2 protein-coding genes are annotated in these 22794 nt (G+C 39.8%); both read right to left on the bottom strand.

The features are described 5' to 3' along the window. Window positions 1-2 precede the first annotated feature (2 nt). On the bottom strand, window positions 3-10436 hold the full coding sequence (locus tag IM477_RS03540; protein WP_287730550.1) for a non-ribosomal peptide synthetase/type I polyketide synthase: 10434 nt from the start codon (window positions 10434-10436) through the stop codon (window positions 3-5). 195 nt (window positions 10437-10631) lie between these two features. Continuing rightward, a complete protein-coding gene (locus IM477_RS03535) occupies window positions 10632-22337 on the bottom strand; it encodes a type I polyketide synthase (protein WP_287730549.1) in 11706 nt (3901 codons plus the stop codon). Between the last annotated feature and the right edge of the window lie 457 nt (window positions 22338-22794).

Below are 22794 nucleotides of genomic sequence, written 5' to 3'. Positions count from 1 at the left end.
GACTAAAAATTAAAATCTTCTGTGAACAGATCCTGCCCCTCTTGAATAAGATTTTCTGAGGAAGCTAAGGATAAGTTTATCAAAGGTTCATGGGCAAATTTTAAAACTTGCTCTAGCCAGTTTTTGAACAAATCTATGAGCAATAAAATTCGCTCATGGATAAATATATCTGTGTTGTAGATTAGCTTGAGATAAAGTTCTTCTTCCTCAACAAAGATAAATTCTAAATCAAATTTAGCGGTCATCATTTTGGGGTCAATGGAGTTAACTGTAATTCCGTTCAAGGCGAGATCTACATTTTGATTATTTTGCAGGACAATTGCCACATCAAAGAGAGCATTCCGGCTAGGATCTCGTTGTAAATTCAAATCAGATACGATCTGATCAAAGGGATAGTCTTGATTATCATAAGCCTCTAAAGTGGTTGTTTTTACTTTGCTAAGGACATCCGTAAAACTGTCGTGATCTGCTATCTGATCCCGCAGGACGAGAGTGTTAACATAAAATCCGATTTGATCTTCTAAATCAGGATGATTTCTGCCGGCGATAGCAGAGCCGATTGTAATTTCATTTTGCTCAGTGTAACGGAAGAGAAAACTCTTAACCAAACTAACTAAACCCATAAATAAACTGGCTTCTTGTGCTTTAATTAACTTCTCAAAAGTATCGATCAATTCGGGTTCAGGTTGCCATGTAATTGTATTTCCTTGAAAACTTTTAACAGGTGGGCGCGGATAATCAACAGGTAAGTTAAGACGCACAGGGACAGGAGTTAATTTAGCTAACCAGTAATCCCGTTGATCTTGAAGTTTCGAGGTTTCTAATTGACTTTCTTGCCAAGAAGTATAGTCTTTATAATGAATTCTGAGAGGGGACATTAATTGGGAATTTTCTTGTCCATAGGCGTGATAATGGCTGAGGAAATCTTTAATTAAAACCCCTGCTGACCAACCATCAGAAATGATATGGTGCATATTAAACAAGACGATGTAATTCTCTTGGCTTAGTTTAAGTAAGTTAACTTTAAGTAACGGTCCGACTTCTAAATCAAAAGTTGTTTTGGCATTATGGCTGATCGCTTCTTCGATCAAGTTTTCTTGTTCTGTGCTAACATAAGCTGTCAGGTCTATTTGTTTAATGACAAAGTTCATTTGATTATGGACAACTTGACGGGGTTGATTATTGATTAAAGTAAAGGTTGTCCGCAAAATTTCATGGCGTTGAATTAACTGTTGAAAGGCATTTTCAAAAGCATCAATATTGAGATTGCCCTTGAATTGATAAGCACTGGGCATTCCGTAAGCATTATGATTTTGATCTAGAAATTCTAAAGCCCAAAGACGACGCTGACCATGAGACATCGGATAGGATTTTTGGGGGGGAATTGCCGAAATGGGTTCTTGATAATTGTATTGAGTCTGGGAGATTAAAGTCGCCAATCCAGCAATGGTTGGAACTTTAAAGAAGTCAGCCAATTTTACGGATACATTTAGTTCTTTATGAACCCGGGTTACAACCCTTGATAAGAGTAGAGAATGACCGCCAATTTCAAAGAAGTTATCAAAAATACCGATAGGATGTTTAGAGAGAATTTTTTCCCAGATACTAACGAGATTGGATTCTAAATAATTCCGGGGCGCAACATAATTAGAATTCACCAGAGATTTACCAGTTTCTCTGAGTTCTCTCAGGGAGTGCAGGTCAAGTTTCCCATGTCGAGTTAAGGGGAATTGCTTTAAAAAAATAAAGTAACTCGGAATCATATAAACCGGTAAAAATTTGGCAATTAATTCTCGAATCTCAGCAATTTCTAGAGTTTTGTCTGTTTGACAGTAAGCAGATAATTGAGTTTGATTATTAACTTGAACTGGTAAAACAATCGCTCTTTCAATGGGAGCATAACGAGTCAATTGATATTCAATTTCTCCGGGGTCAATTCGATAACCATTGACCTTAACTTGATTATCTTTTCGTCCCATAAACTCAATGATACCGGGAGCAGTTTGTTTGCCTAAATCGCCGGTTCTAAAGAGAGTTTTTGTCTCATCAAGAAAGCTAGGTTTAAATTTTTCTTGAGTCATTTCGGGTTGGTTATGATAACCCGATGCTAGGGCGGCACCTTCTACACAAATTTCGCCGATTACATGGAGGGGAACGGGATTATTAAATTCATCAAGAACCCCTAAGCGATTGTTATGGAAAACTTGACCGAGGGGGATTTCGCTGTCTAAGTTTTCCTTGATTTCATACTGGGATACTCCCACACAAGTTTCTGTAGATCCGTAGACATTGCTAATAATTTCTGCTGGAAAACGTTTCCGCAAAGCTAAGGCAGTTTCCCGATCTAATTTTTCCCCTCCTACCGAGATATATTTTAAGCTGGAAATGGTTTCTCCTGGTTCAAGTAGCCCCAAGATTTCTCGATAGATAGATGGGGTGGTGTGTAGGGCATTAATTTGATTTTCCTGTAGGAAAGAAACCAAATGTCCTATATATTTTATTTCGTACATATATAGGGATGCACCTATGGTTAAGGGGAGAAAAATATTACGAATAGATGGATCATGAGTAACAGCAGCTGTAAAAATATAGCGCCATTCAGGATGTTTATCTAAATCAAAGGTAAGTCGTAAGCTTTGAATAACATTCAAAATTGAGATGTGACGGCCCATGACTCCTTTGGGATTACCAGTTGAACCTGAAGTGTAGAAAATATAGGCGGTTTGGCTAGAGTTGCGGAATATTTTAGGCTCATCTTTGTCATATTTTTCAACAATAGGATCAATTTTATCTAAGCAAATTTTTTCCATTTTTTCAGGTAACTTAGAGATAAAATTACTCTCCGTTAGGCAAACATGACAGCCACTATCTTTTAAAATAAACTCAATGCGACTGTTAGGATATTGAGAGTCTATAGGAACGTAAGTCGCTCCAGTTTTAAAGGTAGCCAGAATCCCGATGATTAAGTGGTGATTACGCTGGAGCATGACCCCAATCACTTTTCCTACACCTAGCTGATATTCCTGCTGTAAATAATGAGTAAGACGATTGACTTTTTCATTTAATTCTTGATAGCTAAGGCTAATTTTTCCCGCAATTAAGGCGGGAGCATTAGGGGTTAATTTAACTTGAGCTACAAAGTCATCAATGATGGTGGCTTTTTCTGGGAGTTTGCGAGTTTTTCCCGTTAATTGTCTGAGTAACTTCTCTTGTTGGACTGGGGTTAATAAAGGTAACTGATAAAGGATATGATTAGCATCGTCAATGATTCCCCTCAGCAAAATTTCAAAGCTTTCAATAAATTGTTTAATTGTCTCTTGTTTAAATAGTTCTGTATTGTAATTGCAGTAAATAATGAGGTTATCATTAAGTTCAATTAAGTTAAATCCTAGATCAAAAGGGGTGTAACTAATTGGTGACGGTGGCAAGGATACTTTTAAGTCTTTAAACTCAGGCAGAGTTAAACTAGGATCCATGTTAAAAGATACAGAAATGAGAGGAGAACGAGAAAAATCTCTAGGTAATTGTAAAGCTGCTAATAAATCCTCTAAAGTATAACTCTGATGGCGAAAAGCGTCGATCAGGGTTTGTTTAGTATGTTGTAAATGTTCAATAAAAGAGGTGGTAGCATCGACTTGTATCCGCAGGGGTAAAAATTGAGAACAAAAGCCTACTAAGTTGTCACTGCCTTCTATTTGTCGCCCAGAAATAGGAATACCAATGACTAAATCCTTATGACCAGAAATTCGACGCAAAAAAGCAGTATAAGCGGCGAACATCGTCATAAATAATGTAGCTTTATTTTTGCGTCCTACTTTCTGCAAATTTTGCCCAACTTCAGAGGGAATGACTTGACTTTCTTGTCCGCCAGTGTAGGTTTTAACGGCGGGACGGGGAAAGTCGGTGGGAAGCTCAAAGGTTGGGAGATCTTCCTGATAGGTTTTCAACCAAAAATCCCGATGCTCTAACATTTGTGGACTTTGCGTCTCTTGCGCTCGCAAAGTTAAATATTGCCGAAACTGCATCGGTGGTGTGAGAACCTCTTTAGTTGTGTTATTTTGGGATGAATAAAGTTGACCAATTTCCTGCAAAATTAATCCTAGTGACCAACCATCTGCTACAATATGATGAGTTTTTAAAGACAGCAGATAATGGTCAGGTTTTAAGCGCATTAAAATCACAGCAAATAAGGGAGCAATCGACAAGTCAAAGGGTTTTTGGGAAAACTGAGATCGTAACGCTAATGCCGTCGCTTCGGGATTATCTTCATCCTTCAAATCAATGAAGTTTAATTTAATGTTAACTTTATTGACAACTTCCTGTAATTCTCCTTGTTCTATAATTTGGGTTCGCAAAGCTTCATGGCGATTAATAACTTGATTAATCGTTTTTTCTAAAATGTAAACATCTAAAGAACCTCGTAATTCTAGAGATGTTGTGACGTTATAGGATGCTGAAGCATTACGGTCTAATTCAGCTAATAACCAAAGCTGACGTTGAGCTTCACTGGTGGGAAAGGATTGATTTAAAGATGGTAAATGTCCCCTACCATCTTCATCTTCAGAGAGCGGCTTTTTTTCTTCTTTCTTGACTTGGGGGCGTTTAGCATTAGCAAAAAAACCGGCTTGCTGCAATTCCGTAATCGCTTCTTTGACGGCTACTATAACTTTGTCTATATCTTCATTAGTATGGCAGGTGGAGAGAAAACAAACTCGTTTTTCCCATGTGTAGATTCCTTTAAGATTTAATAGGTAATAAAAGAGGGGTAATTCGATGGGTTGTAAGAAGATACTATAAGCTCCAAAGGGTTCAAAGCGGAATAAAGACCCAAAATTAACAACCCGAATCGGAATGCCTATTTCTTGAAAGAATTGATTGACTTGGGTGGCTAATCGATGAGTTAATTGATTCACTTTTTCTTGAATCGTTGGGCTGTTTTCCCGAAGATGTAACAGCACAGCACGACAAGCAGCAAGGGCTAAAGGATGACGACAAAAAGTTCCCCCAAAAGCGGTTAACTCGGTTTGCGGATGAGAGTCATCTCCGTATTGCCAGAAACCGCCGTCAACGGTATCTAATAAATCTGCTTTACCGCAGATCATACTAATTGGTAAACCTCCTCCAATGGCCTTACCATAAATGACTATATCAGCTTCAACATTGAACCATTCTTGCGCTCCTCCCGGAGCAATCCGAAAGCCGGTAATAATTTCATCAAAAATGAGTGTGATTCCTTTTTTATGGGTTATTTGTCGTAGTTTTTGCAGAAATTCTTGAGGCTGTAAATCGGGTTTGCGACTTTGAACTGGTTCGACTAATACGGCGGCTAAATCATCAGCATGAGTAGCAATAATATCGAGGCTTTCTTCAACTCCATAACTCAAGACTATTACGTCTTCAACCATTCCTAAAGGGGTGCCTAGACTTAAGGGTTGAGCAGTGGTTTTATCTTCTCCTACTCGTGCTAAGATGCCGTCAAAAGTTCCATGATAGGAGCCGGCAAACATAACGATTTTTTGACGTTTTGTCCGGGAGCGAGCAATGCGAACAGCCGCCATAATCGCCTCGGTTCCCGTATTACTAAAAGCGACTCTTTCGACTCGGCCCATTTCACTAATTAAAGCGGCGGTTTCGGCGGCAAGATTTGACTGCATTCCTAAGCCTATTCCTCGATTCATTTGTTCTTGAACCGCTTCAATGACAAAATCCGGACTATGCCCAAAAAAGTTAACCCCAAACCCCATAGCTAAGTCAATGTAATTATTGCCATCAATGTCCTTAAAATAAGCCCCTTGAGCGGATTCTGAAACAATGGGATATTGAAATTCTTTTAAGGCCATGCGGAAGTCAATGGTCGGTTTAACATCTACCATTGTCTTACGGCTATTTTGTGAATAGGCTTTTGATTTGGCGGTTTTCTGGTTATAAATACTCTGTAAATTTTGAATAAAGGCTTGTTGTTGTTCGGTTAAGGATTTGTTCTCAGTGAGCTTTAAGGCTAAGGGGTTTAAATTGGGAGAACTAGGTTTCTCAGGAGATTTGGGCTTCTCTTGAGAAACCGGCGGGTAAGTTTCTATTTTAGAGCTTTGGGCAGGAATGATTTGAGTCTGATTCGTTAATATTTCGGGGACTATACCTGGAAAAACGGGGGCAGTTTGAAGAACTTCTAATTGCTTGATAATGGTTTTCTCATGGAGTTCTTTTAGGTCTTTTAAAGATTGTAATTGAGCCATCATTAAGGCTTCTTTACCGGAGCTTTCACCGGAGACAGTAAGCTTAGTCCTTGCAGGAATTGAGAGGGGTTCATCTGGCACACAAGCAAGAATTAATTCTTGGCCATTGTTAATGGGAATATTGTTTTGTTTAGAGAAACTATTCGCCGTAGCAAACCCACAACTTTTTAAAACGGAACACCAATTTTCACCCCTTAATAAGGGTGTATCTGAGCGTAATTGTTGATCCTGAAAGCGCCACCATCCGGGGGTTAATCCAAAGGTTAAATTCAGCCATGAGTTATTTTCTACGGTTTCGAGGAGAACTAAGTAACCGCCGGGGCGCAGAAGTTCCCGAATATGGGTTAGAGTTTCTGTAATATTTCGGGTCGCATGAAGGACGTTAGCGGCGACAACAATATGATAATTATGGGCAGGTATCCCCTGAGAAATGGGGGACTTTTCAATGTCTAGTTGATGAAAGTTTAGGTTATATTTTTTCTGAAATTTTTGCCTAGCTTGATGCAGTAAGAAGGGAGAAACTTCGCTAAAAGAATAAGTGACATGATCGAGGTTTAACTGGTGAAGAATTGCTTCTGAAGTGGCACCAGTTCCTCCTCCTATTTCGAGAATTTGATAGGGGCGATCACTATTAGAAAAGTTCGTTAAAATCTGGTTAATAGCTTGGGCAACTCGTTGATTCATCAATCGAGATACGGGAGAATTGCCATAGATACTTTCTGCATGAGCAACGGAACCTTCTGGGAAAATTAATGTCAAGGGGTCTATATTTCCCTTGAGAACTTCTGCTAAATTTTCGCCGCAGCGTTGCAACATTTCTAATTCAGGTTTTGCAGATGGACAAGTTTTTTCTAGCTTTTGTAGGGCTTGGGGTAAGGAAAAATACTCAGGCAAGTTTTTGACAGTCCAAATATTCCCTTGATTTTGAAGAATATTAGCTTGCTCTAAATCCTGCAAATAACGATTGAGCAAAATGTGATATTTGGGGGCAACAGGTAAGGTTTGTCTTAGGGTTTCTATTGTCCATTGTTCCCCTTGATTAAGTTTTTTCCCTAAGGACTCTAAAGCCTTGATGATATAGGCTGTAGCGATGGGTTGCAATTGATCAATGACTTGCAGATAATTGCTTAATTCTGTCTCGTCATCGATAACTTTAGCCGTTATTTCTGAAGCATTTTCTAAGGGTTTTTCTTTGACAAATTGGCAGAGGTATTCGGCGATATCAACAAGAGTTTGTAAATCGGTAAATAGTTGATCTATTTTCACTTTGACTTGAAATTTTTCTTCAATTTTGCGAGAAAAGTCAGTCAAGATAATTGAGTCTGCTCCTAAGTTTAGTAATGTCTCATCCTCCGGCAGATCGTTCTCATCTTCTTTCAGAAGTAAAGCTAGAATTGATTTTAATTGATTACGGATTTCCTGTTGATGTTTTTGCATATTGAAAACTGTGGTTTCGGTATCGGTAAGGTTAGAGGTTTGTGAGTCTAGGAATATTTTGTCAATGCTCTGATTTTCTGTTCGAGGATTAGGCTGAAATTGGAAAGGTTTCCTTTGAAAGGGATAGTTCGGCAATCTGACTTTTTTATAGCCATAATTCTGATTGAATTGTTCTGGGTTGAAAGGCAGGCCATTGAGGTAGAGTTGTGCCAAGGCTGAAAGAATTGTCTGCCAGTTATCTAAGCCACGATTGAGAGAACTTAACCAGATGACCTCATCTTTATAACGACGACCTTGTTCTGCCAGTATTGGTCTTGGTCCCACTTCTAAAAATAGGTTATATCCCTTGTTGAAAGCGGTTATTAAACTCGACAAAAATCTTACTGGTTCTCGGCATTGTTTGCTCCAGTAAGTGGCATCTGGTGCATTTTCTAAAACCTCTCCATTAAGTCCTGAAAGTAAGAGAATTTGGGGGCGTTGATAAGAAATTTGACGAGCCTCTTTTTCAAATTCTTTTAAAATTGGCTCCATTAAAGGGGAATGAAAAGCCTGAGTAACGGGAAGATATTGAGCGGGAATTTTTTCCTTTTTGCAGGTGCTAATAACTTCCTCAAGGCTGGCACTTTCTCCAGCAATAACAATCTGTTGAGGGTGATTAATGGCAGCTATTGAAACTGTTTGAGTATAATTTTTAATTAGGGAAATTACTGTCTCTTCATCAGCAAAAATTGAAGCCATTTTCCCAGAGGTCGTGGTTTGCATTAATTGCCCCCGTTTGACAACTAAGGCGAGTCCAGCTTCTAAGCTAAATACTCCTGCGATACAAGCTGCTACATATTCTCCCACACTATGGCCAATCAGTAAACTGGGAGTAATTCCCCAAGATTTCCATAGCATTGTTAGGGAATATTCTAGGGCGAATATAGCCGGTTGAGCGTAAGCGGTTTGATTGAGTAAATCGGTCTGTTCACCAAATAATATTTCAGTTAAAGGATGGTCTAAATACTTCGCTAATATTTCGGCACATTGATCAATATATTGACTAAATGTCGGCTGAGTTTGATAGAGTTGATGTCCCATGCCAGGATAACAAGCCCCTTGCCCTGTAAAAAGAAAAACAATTTTAGGGGATTTTTCCGATGTAAAACGTTGATAAAAAGTCAAATCATCAAGCGGGTTTTCTTCAGCAAAAGCGGCTAATCTTTGTTGTAATTCTGGACAAGTATCGCCAACAATGGCTAAACGTTCAGGTAAATCTATCCTGCCGACAGCTGCACTATAACAAATATCTCCAATTTCAGGATGAGATTCTAGGAGGGTATGAAAACGTTTAGCTAATTCTTTTAAAGCGGTTTTGTTGTGGGCTGAAAGAGTTAAGAGATGACTAGGAATTTGTTGTTGAATTTCTGAGATTTTGCTGACGGGAGCCTGTTGAACAATGACATGGGCATTTGTGCCGGAAAACCCGAAAGAACTTACCCCAGCTATGGGGACTTTATTGTTATTCGGCCAAGGTATATTTTGAGTAGGAATTTTAATAGGATGGTCTTGCCAATTAATCAGAGGATTAGGGCTTTGGAAATGAAGATGGGGCGGGATTTCACCCTGTTGAAGAATCAGAATCGTTTTGATCATTCCAGCCATGCCAGCGGCGGCTTCAAGATGGCCGATATTGGTTTTCACTGAGGCGACATAAAGAGGGTCGGAGCGCTTTCCATAAACTGAGGCAATGGCATTCAATTCGATGGGATCTCCTAAAGAAGTACCTGTGCCATGAGCTTCTATGTAGCTCACATCTTCAGGGAGTATTCTGGCATCAGCTAGAGCTTGACGGAGCAATTCTTGCTGAGCGGGTCCACTGGGTACGGTTAAACCGGCAGCAGCACCATTATGATTCACCGCCGAACCTCGCAACAGGGCAAGAATTTGATCCCCGTTTTTCTGGGCTTCTGATAAAGTTTTTAAGATTAAAACCCCACAGCCTTCCCCTCGCACATATCCGTTGGCAGAGGCATCGAAGGTTTTGCAACGCCCATCGGGGGACATCATTCCCGACTGAGAAAGACTAATCGTAATTGCGGGTTCTAAAATGAGGTTTACCCCACCCACTAAAGCGAGTTCACATTCACGATTTCTCAGGCTACGAATCCCCTGATGGACGGCTACTAATGAGGATGCACAGGCTGCATCAATGGAGAGACAAGGACCGTGAAGATTGAGAAAATAAGATAGCCTTCCGGCGGCTGCGCTTAGAGCATTGCCGGTGCCAAAAAAAGAGTCAATTTGATCATAGTTTGTGCCGTAAACCTTCAGGGCATGATCAATGCTAGTAATCCCCACAAATACCCCTACCTTATTATCGGCTAAATTTTTCAGAGGTAAATTGGCATTTTCTAACGCTTCCCAAGCAACTTCTAAGAGTAACCTTTGTTGAGGATCCATGGAGGCTGCTTCTCTTGCTGAGATCGAAAAGAAACGGGCATCAAATTCTGTGATATTCTCTTGAAGAAATCCCCCATAAGCGGTGTTCATTTTTCCTAAAGTTGGTTCTTGAGAATACAGTTTTGAGATATCCCAACGGCTTTTAGGAACTTCTACTATAGCATCAAGTCCGGCTTGACAAAAACTCCAATACTTTTCTGGGGAATTAATACCTCCAGGAAAACGACAAGCCATTCCGACCACCGCAATGGATTCACTTTGTCTCGTCTCTAATTCATGGATACGAGCTTGCATTACCTCCATTTTGCTTAAGGTCGTTGCCATTAATTTTTTGTAATCTATACTCTCAACCATGCCCCATTCTCGATAATTTCTAAGTTTATACGCCGTTAAACATAAATTAGGATGCTACTATCAGTGAATATAAACAAAAGTTTAACCCCCACAGAGTTAAGCTTACTCATGTTCACCTACTTAGCCTACCACATCTTATGGCTTTTGAAGCATGATTTTTAAAATTTAACCTCCATATTGATCAAGCTCCGTTAATTTTTGATTAAGTAATCTTGCCAGTTCGTCTTCACTGAGGCTGTCATAGGGATTATGATTGTCAGGAATTGGATTTATTTTAATCTCAAAATCGAGATGATTGGCTAGAATTTGTTCCCTTAAGTAGGTACTTAAGCTGAGAAGATTAGGATAATCGAAAATGATCGAAGATGGCAATTTACACCCTAAATCTGTTTCTAAGCGATTTTTAAATTCTATGACCATTAGAGAGTTTAAACCTAAGTCTAAGAATGATGTTTGTTGAGGAATAACTTTGTTCCCATTTAACCCTGTCACTTCTCTTAATATTTTCTCCAGTCCTTCTACTAAAGCGTTTATTCGTTCGTCTATAGAGACAGATTTTAATCGTTCTAATAGTTTTGCTGGACTTGTTTGTTGTTGATTTTTTAGGGTTAATACCTCGCTAAAGAAGGGTTGATTAATATTGAAAGTTTGGTTAAAAATCGACCAATTAATATCGATAACTATCCCTGGGTTAATATCATCTAAAATTATCTGGTTGAGATATTGAAACGCTTGCTCAGAAGGCATCATCTGCAAACCCCAATTAGCGAAACGTTGTTGATCAATTTGGTTGCTCGTCTCCCAAGCTCCCCAATTAATACTAATACCAGGTAATCCTAAACTTTGCCGTTGCTGCATTAGAGCATCCATGAAAGCATTAGCCGCCGCATAATTACTTTGACCCGGTGAACCAAGGATGACAGCCGCAGAAGAAAAGCTTACGAAAAAGTCTAAAGATAGAGAGCGAGTATAACGATCTAATAATAAAGTTCCTGCTACTTTTGGACTCATTACCTTTTGATATTTTTGCCAACTTTGATTACTGATAAGCCCATCTTCTAAGACCGCTGCTGCATGAATTATTCCTCGTAAGACGGGCAAGTCTGCCCCAAAACGAGAGAATAAATTTTTCATATCTGTGGGGGAAGTAATATCAGCTTCAATCAAGGTTACTTTTGTTCCTTTCTCCACTAATGGGGCTATCAATTCTGTTGAAGATTTAACATGGCGACTACACAAAACTAGGTGACTTGCTCCCATTTCTGATAACCATTGAGCCACTAATCCGCCGAGTTTTCCTCCCCCTCCCGTGATTAAATAAGCCCCTGACTGATTAATAAACTGTCGTTTTTCTGAGATAGGAAGAGATGCAGAAATTAACCTGGCTGCGTAGCGGTTTCCTTGACGTAAAGCCAAACGGAATTCATGGGGGAAACACTTTAATTCATTGAATAAAAGTTCAGCTTCATTAGCTTCTTTATGGATTGGTAAATCTAAACAAACACAACCCATTTTAGGATACTCTTGATTAATGACTGCTCCTAATCCCCATAAATGGGACTGTTGAGGATATAAAGCCGTATCATTGATAATCTTATTAGCCCCGCGAGTAATCAGCCATAAATGGGGTAATTTCTCCCAGTTATTAGTGAGGGTTTGCACTAAATTTAAAACGGCATGAGAACTCTGAGCTACTGTATCTAGAACTTCTTCAGCTTCTGAAGATTCCCAACAAAAAACAACACCAGTCGGAAATTCTCCAGATGGATAAGCTTCTTGATAGAGACGCTGAAAATCAGATTTCTGAGCCGGATTGATCACAAAATAATCTTGAGAATAACATTGATAATTCTGCCCCATTTCTACAGTAATTACTTTTTCTCCTGCCTTTTTGTATAAATTAATTAGGGAATTTAAGTCTGTTTCTGGACGAACCAAGACTAACCAAGAATTTTGAGGATCGACGGCAACAGTTGGCATTGAAGAAAGTTTTTTCCATTCCACTTTATAAAAGCAATTATTTGACTTTTCTTGCCATAAACTCTGTAAAATAGCCGGATTTATGCGCCGTGCTGTTAAGTCAGTAAAGCGAGCGCAAAGCTGTCCTTGTTCATCATAAATATTAACATTTACTCTCATTTCACCATTAGTATCTGAGATGACCTGAACTTCCGTCCAAACTTGCGAAGTTGGATTTAGGAATATTTCCAAGGAAGAGAATCCATAAGGTAGATGCAATTCTTGACCATGAATTTCGGGGAAAGCTGCCCCAATACTCTGTAAGCAAGCATCCAAAAGAACTGGATGAAAATAATAACGCCGATCCGCTAAACTAGGGTTAATACTAATTTTAGCTTGAGAGCCTTTTTTGAAAGAATATAACTCTTGAATCGCTTGGAACTGCTCCCCATACCTGATACCCATCTGCTGATAAAGCTCATAGAATTCACGGATAGAAATCGATTCTTTAGGGTTTTCTCTTTCTAATTTAGTTGGGTTTAATTCTGAGGCAGCCAAGCTTTGTATATCCTTAGGTTTGACTTCACCTGTAACATGAAGAAGCCATTGTTCTTGTGCAGAATCACTGCTAAATATCTCAAAAGTATAAATCAGTTGAGATGATTTTTTAGGTTTAAAAATTATTTGGATTATTGAGGGAGTTGGAGATAAGATTAATCCCTGATGGATAGAGACATTTTCAAGGGTGACAAAATGCCCATTAAATATTTTCTGACTTGCGGCTAAAATGGCTTCAATAAAACCGGTAGCTGGAAATACAATGTTCTCAAATACCTTGTGTTCTTCTAAATAACTAGGGTTAAGAGAACTCACCTCACCTTCAAAGATCATGTCTCCCGTTGCTAACTTTTTAAAATCTCTAATGAAAGGATGTAACTGAGTCTTGATTTGCCCTAGAGAAAATTCCGAATTAGATAGCCAATACCGTTCTCTTTGAAAGGGATAAGTCGGTAAACTAATTCGCTTACCTTGTTTAAATACTTTAGTCCAGTCTAGGGAATAACCATTAACAAAAAGTGTCGCTAAACTTCTATACATTTGTGCCTGTTCATCCTGCCCGGGTACAATACTAGGCAACCATAATAGGTCTTGGTTGGCAGCAATAAGGCGAGCCATACTCAGTAATACAGGCTTAGAACCGACTTCTAGAAAACAACGATAACCCTGATCAATTAAAGACTGAAATCCTTGACTAAACTGTACAGTATTACGCAGATGATCTACCCAATAATCAGGAGTTGTAATTTCTGAACCTACAGGTTTCCCTGTCAGATTACTAATAATCGTTAAGCTAGGTTCATGAAAAGAAATTGTTTTTAAGACCTGGGAAAAATCATCAAGAATGGGCTGCATTAAAGGAGAATGAAAAGCATGAGATACCGCTAAACGTTTAGTTTTATACCCTTGATCAATAAATTCTTTTTCGAGTTGCTCAACAATCTCTTTAAATCCAGAAATGACGGTAATTGAGCCATTGGCTGAAGCAATATTAACTTGATTTTCATACGAAGTTAGAGCGTTTGCTACCGTCTCATAATCAGCATAAATAGCGGACATACTGCCATTCTGGGGCAATTTTCCCATTAATTTACCCCGTTGAGTCACTAATTTTAAGGCATCTTCTAATGAAAAGACTCCTGCCCAACAAGCCGCCACATATTCCCCAATACTATGTCCTAAAAGGGCTGAAGGTTGTATTCCCCAAGATTGCCATAATTTGGCGAGTGCATATTCAAGGGAAAAAATCACCGGCTGAGTGATTTGGGTTTCCTCTAATAACTCACTATTTTGCTCGTGAAAGATTAAATCTAAGAGAGATTTTTCTAAAAGGGGTTCTAGAATTTGATCACAAAGCTCTAATGTTTCCTTGAAAACAACTTCTCGGTTATAAAGGGTTTCTCCCATGCCGGAATATTGAGAGCCTTGTCCAGAAAATAGGAAAGCTATCTTTTGCGGAGTCTCTGATAAAATCGGTCGGATTAATGAGTCAGAATTTTCACCATCTTGGTAATCAATTAATGCTCGTTGTGCCGTGGTTATTGAGTCTGCTAAAATACAGATTCGTTGCGGAAAAATCCCCCGCCCTGTACTGGCGGTAAAACAAACATCAGCTAAATTGATAGACTCAGTCAAAATATCTTGATAATTTCTCGCTAACTCTTGCAGCGATTTTTCAGAACGAGCCGAAAGGGGTAATAGATAAAAATTATTCTCCGAAGGTTGAGGTAAATCAGCGTCAATTTCCCCAACAATGATATGAGCATTCGTTCCACTAAATCCAAAGGAACTTACTCCAGCAATCCTTGTACGTTCGCTGATATCCCAAGGTTTTCCTTGTACAGGAACTTCAAAAATATGAGAACTCCAATCAAAGCGGGGATTAGGATTTTTAAAGTGAAGATGAGGAGGTATTTTATGGTGTTGTAACGCTAGAACGGTTTTAATTAATCCGGCAATTCCGGCAGCACCTTCTAAATGGCCTAAATTCGTTTTTACTGAACCAATAATTAAAGGCCGATTAGGGGAGCGTTGGCCAAAAACGGCGGACATACTTTCTAATTCAATGGGATCACCAAGGGCTGTTCCAGTGCCGTGAGCTTCAATATAATCGATTTGTTCAGGCTTGAGATTAGCACGTTTAAGGGCTTGATGTAATAATTTTTCTTGAGCTTGACCATTAGGAACAGTTAGCCCACTACTTGGACCATCATGATTGACGGCTGTGCCATAAATTTTCGCCAAAATTTGGTCTCCATTCTTAACTGCTTGGCTCAATCTTTTCAGAACAACTATTCCACAGCCTTCTCCTCGCACCATGCCATTTGCGCTCTCATCAAAGGTTTTGCAATGTCCATCAGGGGCAAGCATATGGGCGCGACTTTCGATTAAAGAAATAATGGGAGTTAAAATAATATTAACCCCTCCGGCTAAAGCCAGATCGCACTCACCATTAAGTAAGGCATTATAAGCTAAATGAATCGCTACTAATGAGGAGGAACAAGCGGTGTCAATAGTCATTGATGGACCCTGTAAACCAAGGACATAAGAAAGACGACCCGCCGCCATACTAACAGAAGTTCCTGAACCAGTATAAGCATTAATGGCTTGAGGAGAATAACTTAATTGGGCATAATCTTGAGTCATGCAACCGATAAAAACTCCCGTCTGACTGTTGCGTAATTTTTGGGGATTTTGTCCAGCAGATTCTAAAGCTTGCCAGGTGGTTTCCAAGAGTAAACGATGCTGAGGATCCATGGCGACAGATTCTCTAGGAATAATGCCAAAAAATTCTCCATCAAATTCCTCAATTTGTTCTAGAAATGCACCGTAAGGAGCGTATATTTTGCCAGGGACATCGGGATTAGGATCATACCATGTTTCCTGATCCCAGCGAGCTTGAGGAATTTCTGTTATAGCATCTTTTCCCTGTTCTAAAAGTTCCCAGAAAGATTGTAAATTCTTAGCACCGCCGGGGAATCGACAAGCCATGCCGACAATAACAATAGGATCATCATCGAGTTGTGATTTTTCTGGCTGTTTTTGAGAAATTTCTGCTTTTATTTGAGGGGTAAATACCGGTTGACAATTATCTAGAACTTCTCGCTGTAAATAATTAGCTAATACTTCAACATTCGGAAAACGAAAAGTAATTGTCGAAGGGAGAGAACAATTAAAGTCAGTTTGTAACAGATTTCGTAACTCTGTAGAAGTGAGAGAGTCCATCCCCAAATCAAAAAAGCCTTGTTGAGGGGAAAAAGTTTCATCATTTGAGCGTCCTAAGACAGTAGAAACACGCATAATGATATGATTAGTTAGCCAATTAGGACGCTCTTTTAAGGTTAAATTTTGCCATTGTTTTAAAAACTCAGATGAGGGGGCTGCTTGGGGGTTTCCTTGAGGCAGAAAGTTTTTATAAAAGCTTTGATGAATATAAGGAAATTGTTGCCAGTCAATCTTAATTACACCAGCGCGAATAATCTGATTTAGGAGAATTTTTTCGAGAGCATTAAGGGCTAAATCGGGTTTCATAGCCGCATATCCTTTAGCGGCTAATCTCTCCAAAACATTGCGATCTACTGCTGCACCTATTTCGCTCCAAGGACCCCAATTTATGACCGTTCCGGGTAAATGATGCGCCTGACGATAATAGATAAAAGCGTCTTCAAAGGCATTAGCTGCCGCGGCATTGGCTTGTCCAGCTGAGCCAATTAAAGATACAGCAGAAGTATAACAGACAAAGAATTCTAATGGGTCATTTAGGGTGAGTTGATGAAGCAACCAAGTTCCTTTAACTTTGGGAGCTAAAACATAATTAAAGCGCTCTGGTGTTAGTCTTAATAAGGTGGTATCGTCTAAGGTTCCAGCAATGTGAAAAACGCCCCGTACAGGATATTTAGAACGGCATTCTTCTAAGACAGTGTGCAGTTTTTCAGCATCGGTAATATCAAGTTTTTTGAGGGTAATTTCTGCCCCACTAGAGGAGAGATTGGCTAATATTTCAGGGCTAACTCCTTCTGCCCCTCGACGACTACACAAAACTAGATTCCGCGCCCCTTTTTCAATCATCCATCGGGTTGTTGCTAATCCTAACCCCCCTGTGCCTCCTGTGATTAAATAATAGCCATCAGGACTAAAATTGATATTTCCATCTTCAAGTTTTCTCTGCACTAAACGGGGATAAAAACGCTGTTCCCCCCGCAAAGCAACCCGGTTTTCTTGGGGATTACTGTAGATTTCTTGCAGCAGTTTGTCGGCTGAGTTTACTTCATCTGGATCTAGGTCAATCGCCTTAAAATTAAGTTCAGGATGTTCTAAGACTAGGCTGAAGGCTATTCCTAATAAGGATGCTTGAGAGGGAGAGGTCAGGGTTTTAATGGCTTTTGCTGGTACTGCTCCTTGAGTCACTAAAATCAGAGCCGGCGGATTTTCTTGCTGCAATAAGGCTTGTAAGAAAAAGAGAAATCTTTGACAATGAATCTCGACTTGTTGATCCATTTCTCCAGGGATTTTTTCTAAGCCCCAGAAGTACAGTATTTGACGAGTTTCTGAAGTTATCGAGTTTCTCAATATTGATAGGTAATCTTCAGCCATCTCTGGGTTAATATCTTGGGAAAAGACGCAGGAACAACTTATTCCTCTCTGTTGGAATAGAGGGATTAAACCGTTAGCAATTCCTTGACTATCTGCCCAGATTATTTGATGATAGTAAGATTTTGCCGGAAGAGAAGGTAATTGCTCACTGCTGCGACTAATGATGACACTTTGTTTTAATAAATTTCGGGTTTTTGCTTGGCTTGGTTCGATAATATTAATGTCTTCAAATTGATTCTCAATCAGTAAATTTTGCCAATCTTTTGTGCTGATTAACGGATAACCATTCCGCCGCAGATCTTGACTACATAACCACCATCCTTCTGTCAAGCCAAAGGTTAAATCTACCCAACGTCTTGCCCCTGTACTTTCTAAGAGGATTAGTAGTCCCTTAGGAGCGATGAGAGAGCGCACATTTTCCAGGGTTTTTTGAAGGTTGGCTGTGGCATGAAGAACATTAGCGGCGATGATTATGTCAAAACTGCCGGGGAGAAAATCTTGAGTAAAGGGATTTTTTTCAATGTCTAAAGTTTGATATTTAAGAAAGGGATAGTTTCTAAAATTTTCCTTAGCTCTTGTTAAGAAACTAGAGGAAATATCGGTGAATACATATTCGATATGTTCTGTGGGTAAGTGAGGTAAAATGCCAGCAGTAACGGCTCCTGTTCCTCCTCCAATTTCGAGAATTCTTAGGGGATAATGGGGGGGTAAATTCTCAATAGCACGGCTGATTGTGGTGGCGACTAACTGATTCATCAATTTAGCTCCGGCAGCTTCCGAATAAATTGATGCGATCGCTTCTAAATCCCCTTGAGGAAAGAGTAATTCTAATGGCTCAACTTGACGACTCATGACTGCTGCCAAAGCAGAGCCACAACGCTCCATGAGACTAATTTCTGCTGGATAATCGGCAAATTCTTGGCGGAGAATTTTAATTTGCGATGGCGATGAAGGTGCTTCTAATTCTTTGACGAATAACCAGCCATCTTTTGTCTGATTAACGATTTTTTCTTCAGCTAAAATGCTTAAACATCGAGATAATAAAGGTCGGTAAAAATCGACAATTTGACCTTGATTTGCTATCTGTGCTTCGGAATAAGTTTGACCTAATTTGGGCTGTCTATTAAGTTTTGTTAAGGCTTGCCAAATATAGGTTACGCTTAACTTTTCTAAGGCCTCCATTAAGCGCTCATATTGCCCCAATTTTTCCCCTAGTTGTTGTTCTAACTGTGCGGGGTGAATTTGATTTTTAATCACCTGGGGAGCTACTAAAGTGTCTCTACCATTCCCTAATAATTCCTCGCCAGGCATCCATTCTTCTAGATAGATTTGAGGGGGGATTTCTTGGGGGATAATCTCTTGAGATTGAACGGCTTTTAGTTCTAAGTTGGTGAGGGATGCTAAGGGTTGACCTTGGGGGGAATAGATATCAATATCAGCGATAATAATGTTAGGGTTAGTGGTGGAGTTTTTCAGTCGAACCGCGCTGATTACCTGCTCATCAGGAGGGTGGAAAAATGCCAATTGCCCAAGGCGAACAGGAACATAAGTTACTGAGGATTCTTCTTGAAATAAAATGGCAGCAATCCCTTGAAAACAAGCGTCTAACATAGCAGGATGGAAATGATATTTTTCCCGCTCTAACCTATCGGTTAATTTGATTTGAGCAAAAGCTGTATTTTCCCCCCGCTTCAGTTGATGAATGAGCCGAAAGTTACTCCCGTAATTTATCCCTGATTTTTGATAAGTTTCATAAAAGGAGTTGATATCGACTTCTTCGGAACAATTTTTGGCGATTTCTTCTAGATGACAATGGGTTAAATTAGTTGATTTCAATTCCTCAATTTTTCCAGTAACTAATATTTCCCAATTTGGCTCAAGTTCATGGTAAATTTTAAAGCTTTTTTCCTCAATGATTAACTGTAATGTGTCTTCCGTATCTTTTAAAATTAATGCCTTCTTAAATTCAACATTTTCTAAAATAACTCTTTGATTCTCCCCGGCAGCTAAAGCCATTTCTATCAAGGCAGATGCTGGCAATATGGCCTGATCAAAAACCTGATGTTCTCCTAAAAATGCAGGTTTATGTTGACTAATGCTCCCTCGATATTGAAGGAGAGCTAAGGGAGAAGGAAAACGATCGCCTAGTAAGGGATGTCCAGAGTAATAATTAGGGTTTTTATAGCTAGAAGACTCTGATTTATTGCCAGAATTTATCCAGTAGCGTTTGCGGATAAAAGGCGAATTAGGTAAACTAATTTTTTGCCCGGGATGTGAGCGATGAAAGGCTTCCCAGTTAATATTAAATCCTCGTACATAGAGTTGACCTAGCACCCTTTGCTCATGCTGATCACTGTGACAATCTTCCCCTAAACTAGATAACCATAGAATTGAATTTACCCCTAACTTTTGACGACCTATATTAATGAGATTGGCACTGATTCCCATTTCTAGGAAGATTTGATATCCCATTTGATGCAAAGTAGAAATTCCCTGGGCGATTTCGTCGGATTTTTGCCTAATCCTTTCCCCTCTATTCACGGAATTTCTGAGCGATTTTTTCACCACTTCACCCTGATAAATTAGGGTAATATCGGGAGAGTTAGAATCGACTTCTGGGGTGCTTTTGAGCAAGGATAAAAGGTCTTCTGAGTTGGGGTTTTGTGGACCAATTTGAGCGCGTTTCGCCACCAGCTTGACGGTATCTTCAAGGGAAAAAACGCCCGCTTGTTGAGCGGCGAGATATTCCCCTAATCCAGAACCTAAAATCGCAGAAGGAGAAATTCCCCACGATTTCCAGAGTTCACAAAGAGCATATTGATAGGCAAATAATACCGGTTGTACAGACAAAGGAATCTGAGGCTCTAAGGCTTTTTTAGATGACAATAATTCCTGAAGAGAAAATTCTAAATATTTTTTAAACAGATGATCACAGTGCCTAAAAGCATCATAAAATACTGGCTCATTATTGAGCAGGGTTTCAATGATTTCTGGACTAATTTCTTGCTCGTCATTGCAGAGAAAAGCAATTTTAGGATTGCTTTGCGCTTCTCCATAAATGATGTCGAAGCTATTATTTTGAATATTTTGAAATTGCTTTTCATCCCCATCGCTCTTGAGAAAAGCCTGAATGCCTTGGCGCAGATTCTCTTGATTAGAAACTAAAAGAGCGAGACGATGTTTATGGGGAAAACGACCGGTATTTAAAGATAGGGCAATGTCCTTGACGTTGAGAGATGTTTTCTGCTCAAGATAATCCACAAATTGAGTCGTAAAAAGACGTAAACGTTCGGGTTCTTTAGCCGAAAAAGTAACGAGAATGGGGGATATTTTGGGGTTTTGGGGTTGCGGTTGAGGCGGTTCGCTTAAAATAACATGAGCGTTGGTTCCCGATGCTCCAAAAGAACTGACTCCAGCCGCTTTGAGCTTGCCATTGTTAACATTCCAAGGACAATTTTGCGTGACGATACTAATCGGTAAGGCATCCCAATTAATATGAGGATTGGGTTTTTTAAGATTTAGATGAGCCGGAATTTCACGGTAGTGTAGCGATAATGCGGTTTTAATTAATCCTGAAATTCCGGCCGCCGCCGCCAGATGACCTAAATTAGTTTTGAGAGAACCGACTAATAACGGGTTAGATTTCCGACGATTGACGCATAATGCCTCGGCTATGGCTTTAATTTCGATGGGATCTCCCAAAGATGTTCCTGTACCGTGAGCTTCAACATAATCGATCACCTCGGCATCTAAACGAGCGTCAGCCAGAGCTTCTCTGATTAATTCTCTCTGCACAGGCCCATTAGGAACGGTAAAGCCGCCACTAGCTCCATCGTTGTTGACTGCGGTCCCTCGAATCACTGCCCAAATGTGATCACCATCTTGAAGAGCGTCACTGAGTCTTTTTAAGACGATGACTCCGCAACCTTCGCCGATTCCAAACCCATCGGCACTTTCGTCAAAGGTTTTGCATTGGCCATCTGGGGCCAACATCTGATTGCGGCACAAGGCGATGACGACTTCTGGAGTTAAAACTAAGTTCACTCCTCCGACTAACGCTTGTCTGCATTCTTGGGAACGTAAGGAACGGCAAGCGAGATGAACAGCGACTAAGGAAGAAGAACAAGCGGTATCTACTGCCAAACTCGGACCATTAAGATTTAAAAGGTAAGAAATACGCCCAGCTGCCGCATTAGTATGATTACCCGAAATATGATAGGCTCCGATGGCATTATAGTCCTCATTTGAGGTAAGAATACGGGCATAGTCATTGTTGGTAATCCCGATAAAAACCCCTGTTTTTCCCCTTCTGGCCGTCGTTGTTGCCATTCCTGCATTTTCCAAAGCTTCATAGGCTACCTCTAAAAGCAACCTTTGCTGAGGATCCATAGCGACGGCTTCCTTGGGAGCAATTCCGAAAAAATGGGCATCAAACTGGGAGACATCATCGAGAAACCCCCCCTGAGAAACATAGATTTTACCCACTTTATTCCGATCTGAATCATAAAAATCCTGCTGGTTCCAGCGCTCCTTAGGTATTTCTCTGAGGTTATTTTTACCCGCTTTCAGGAAAGACCAGAAGGATTCAGGTGTCGCAATATTATGACCGAAACGACAACCTAAACCCACGATAGCTAAGGGTTCGCTTTGTTGAGACTCGAAAGCTTTTAATTTTTCTTTAGCTTCACTAAGAGCTTTAAAAACTCTAGCTTGGATTGATTGGTCGTTTTCGGATAAGTTCTTTTTATCTTGAAAGTCCATATTGTTAGACTCGACTTGGAAAAGAATAATTATTGCGACTGACGGGGTGACAAGCAGATGGAAAGTGAAACAGGGTGTAGAGTGTCGGGTTTAGGGAAAAAGCTTGAGACTTTCGCCGAAAGATAACGAGGGAATTTGGTTTTTACCGGGTAAGTCGATTAATTTGATGGCTTACAGTGAGGAAAATTTCCACCCACCTCACTTAAATTTCCACCTCGTTGTCACCCCTTCAGCTATTACGACCAGACAGCTAATCATACCTGATCGAGGTAGTAATCGTCAACAGACATCTCCAATAACCCGGTGTGGGGTGTGGCATCTTCAGATCTGATAGTCTTGCGCTAATCTATCTTTAAATGTCACACTTTCCGCACTTCTTAATATTTAATTAATAATTTTTACTAATTTATTGCTCCCACAGTAGTTTCTACAATGAAGATTTTTCGTCAAAACAGCT

The organism is Microcystis sp. M090S1, from assembly GCF_020246295.1.
In the GTDB taxonomy this organism is placed as follows: Bacteria; Cyanobacteriota; Cyanobacteriia; order Cyanobacteriales; family Microcystaceae; genus Microcystis; species Microcystis aeruginosa.
Note: the sequence above shows the minus strand (reverse complement) of the source record. Positions and strands in the feature narration are given on the sequence as shown.

Coding starts and splice junctions, on each gene's coding strand:
- IM477_RS03540 (WP_287730550.1), bottom strand. CDS start 10,436: ATGGCAACGACCTTAAGCAAAATGGAGGTAATGCAAGCTCGTATCCAT.
- IM477_RS03535 (WP_287730549.1), bottom strand. CDS start 22,337: ATGGACTTTCAAGATAAAAAGAACTTATCCGAAAACGACCAATCAATC.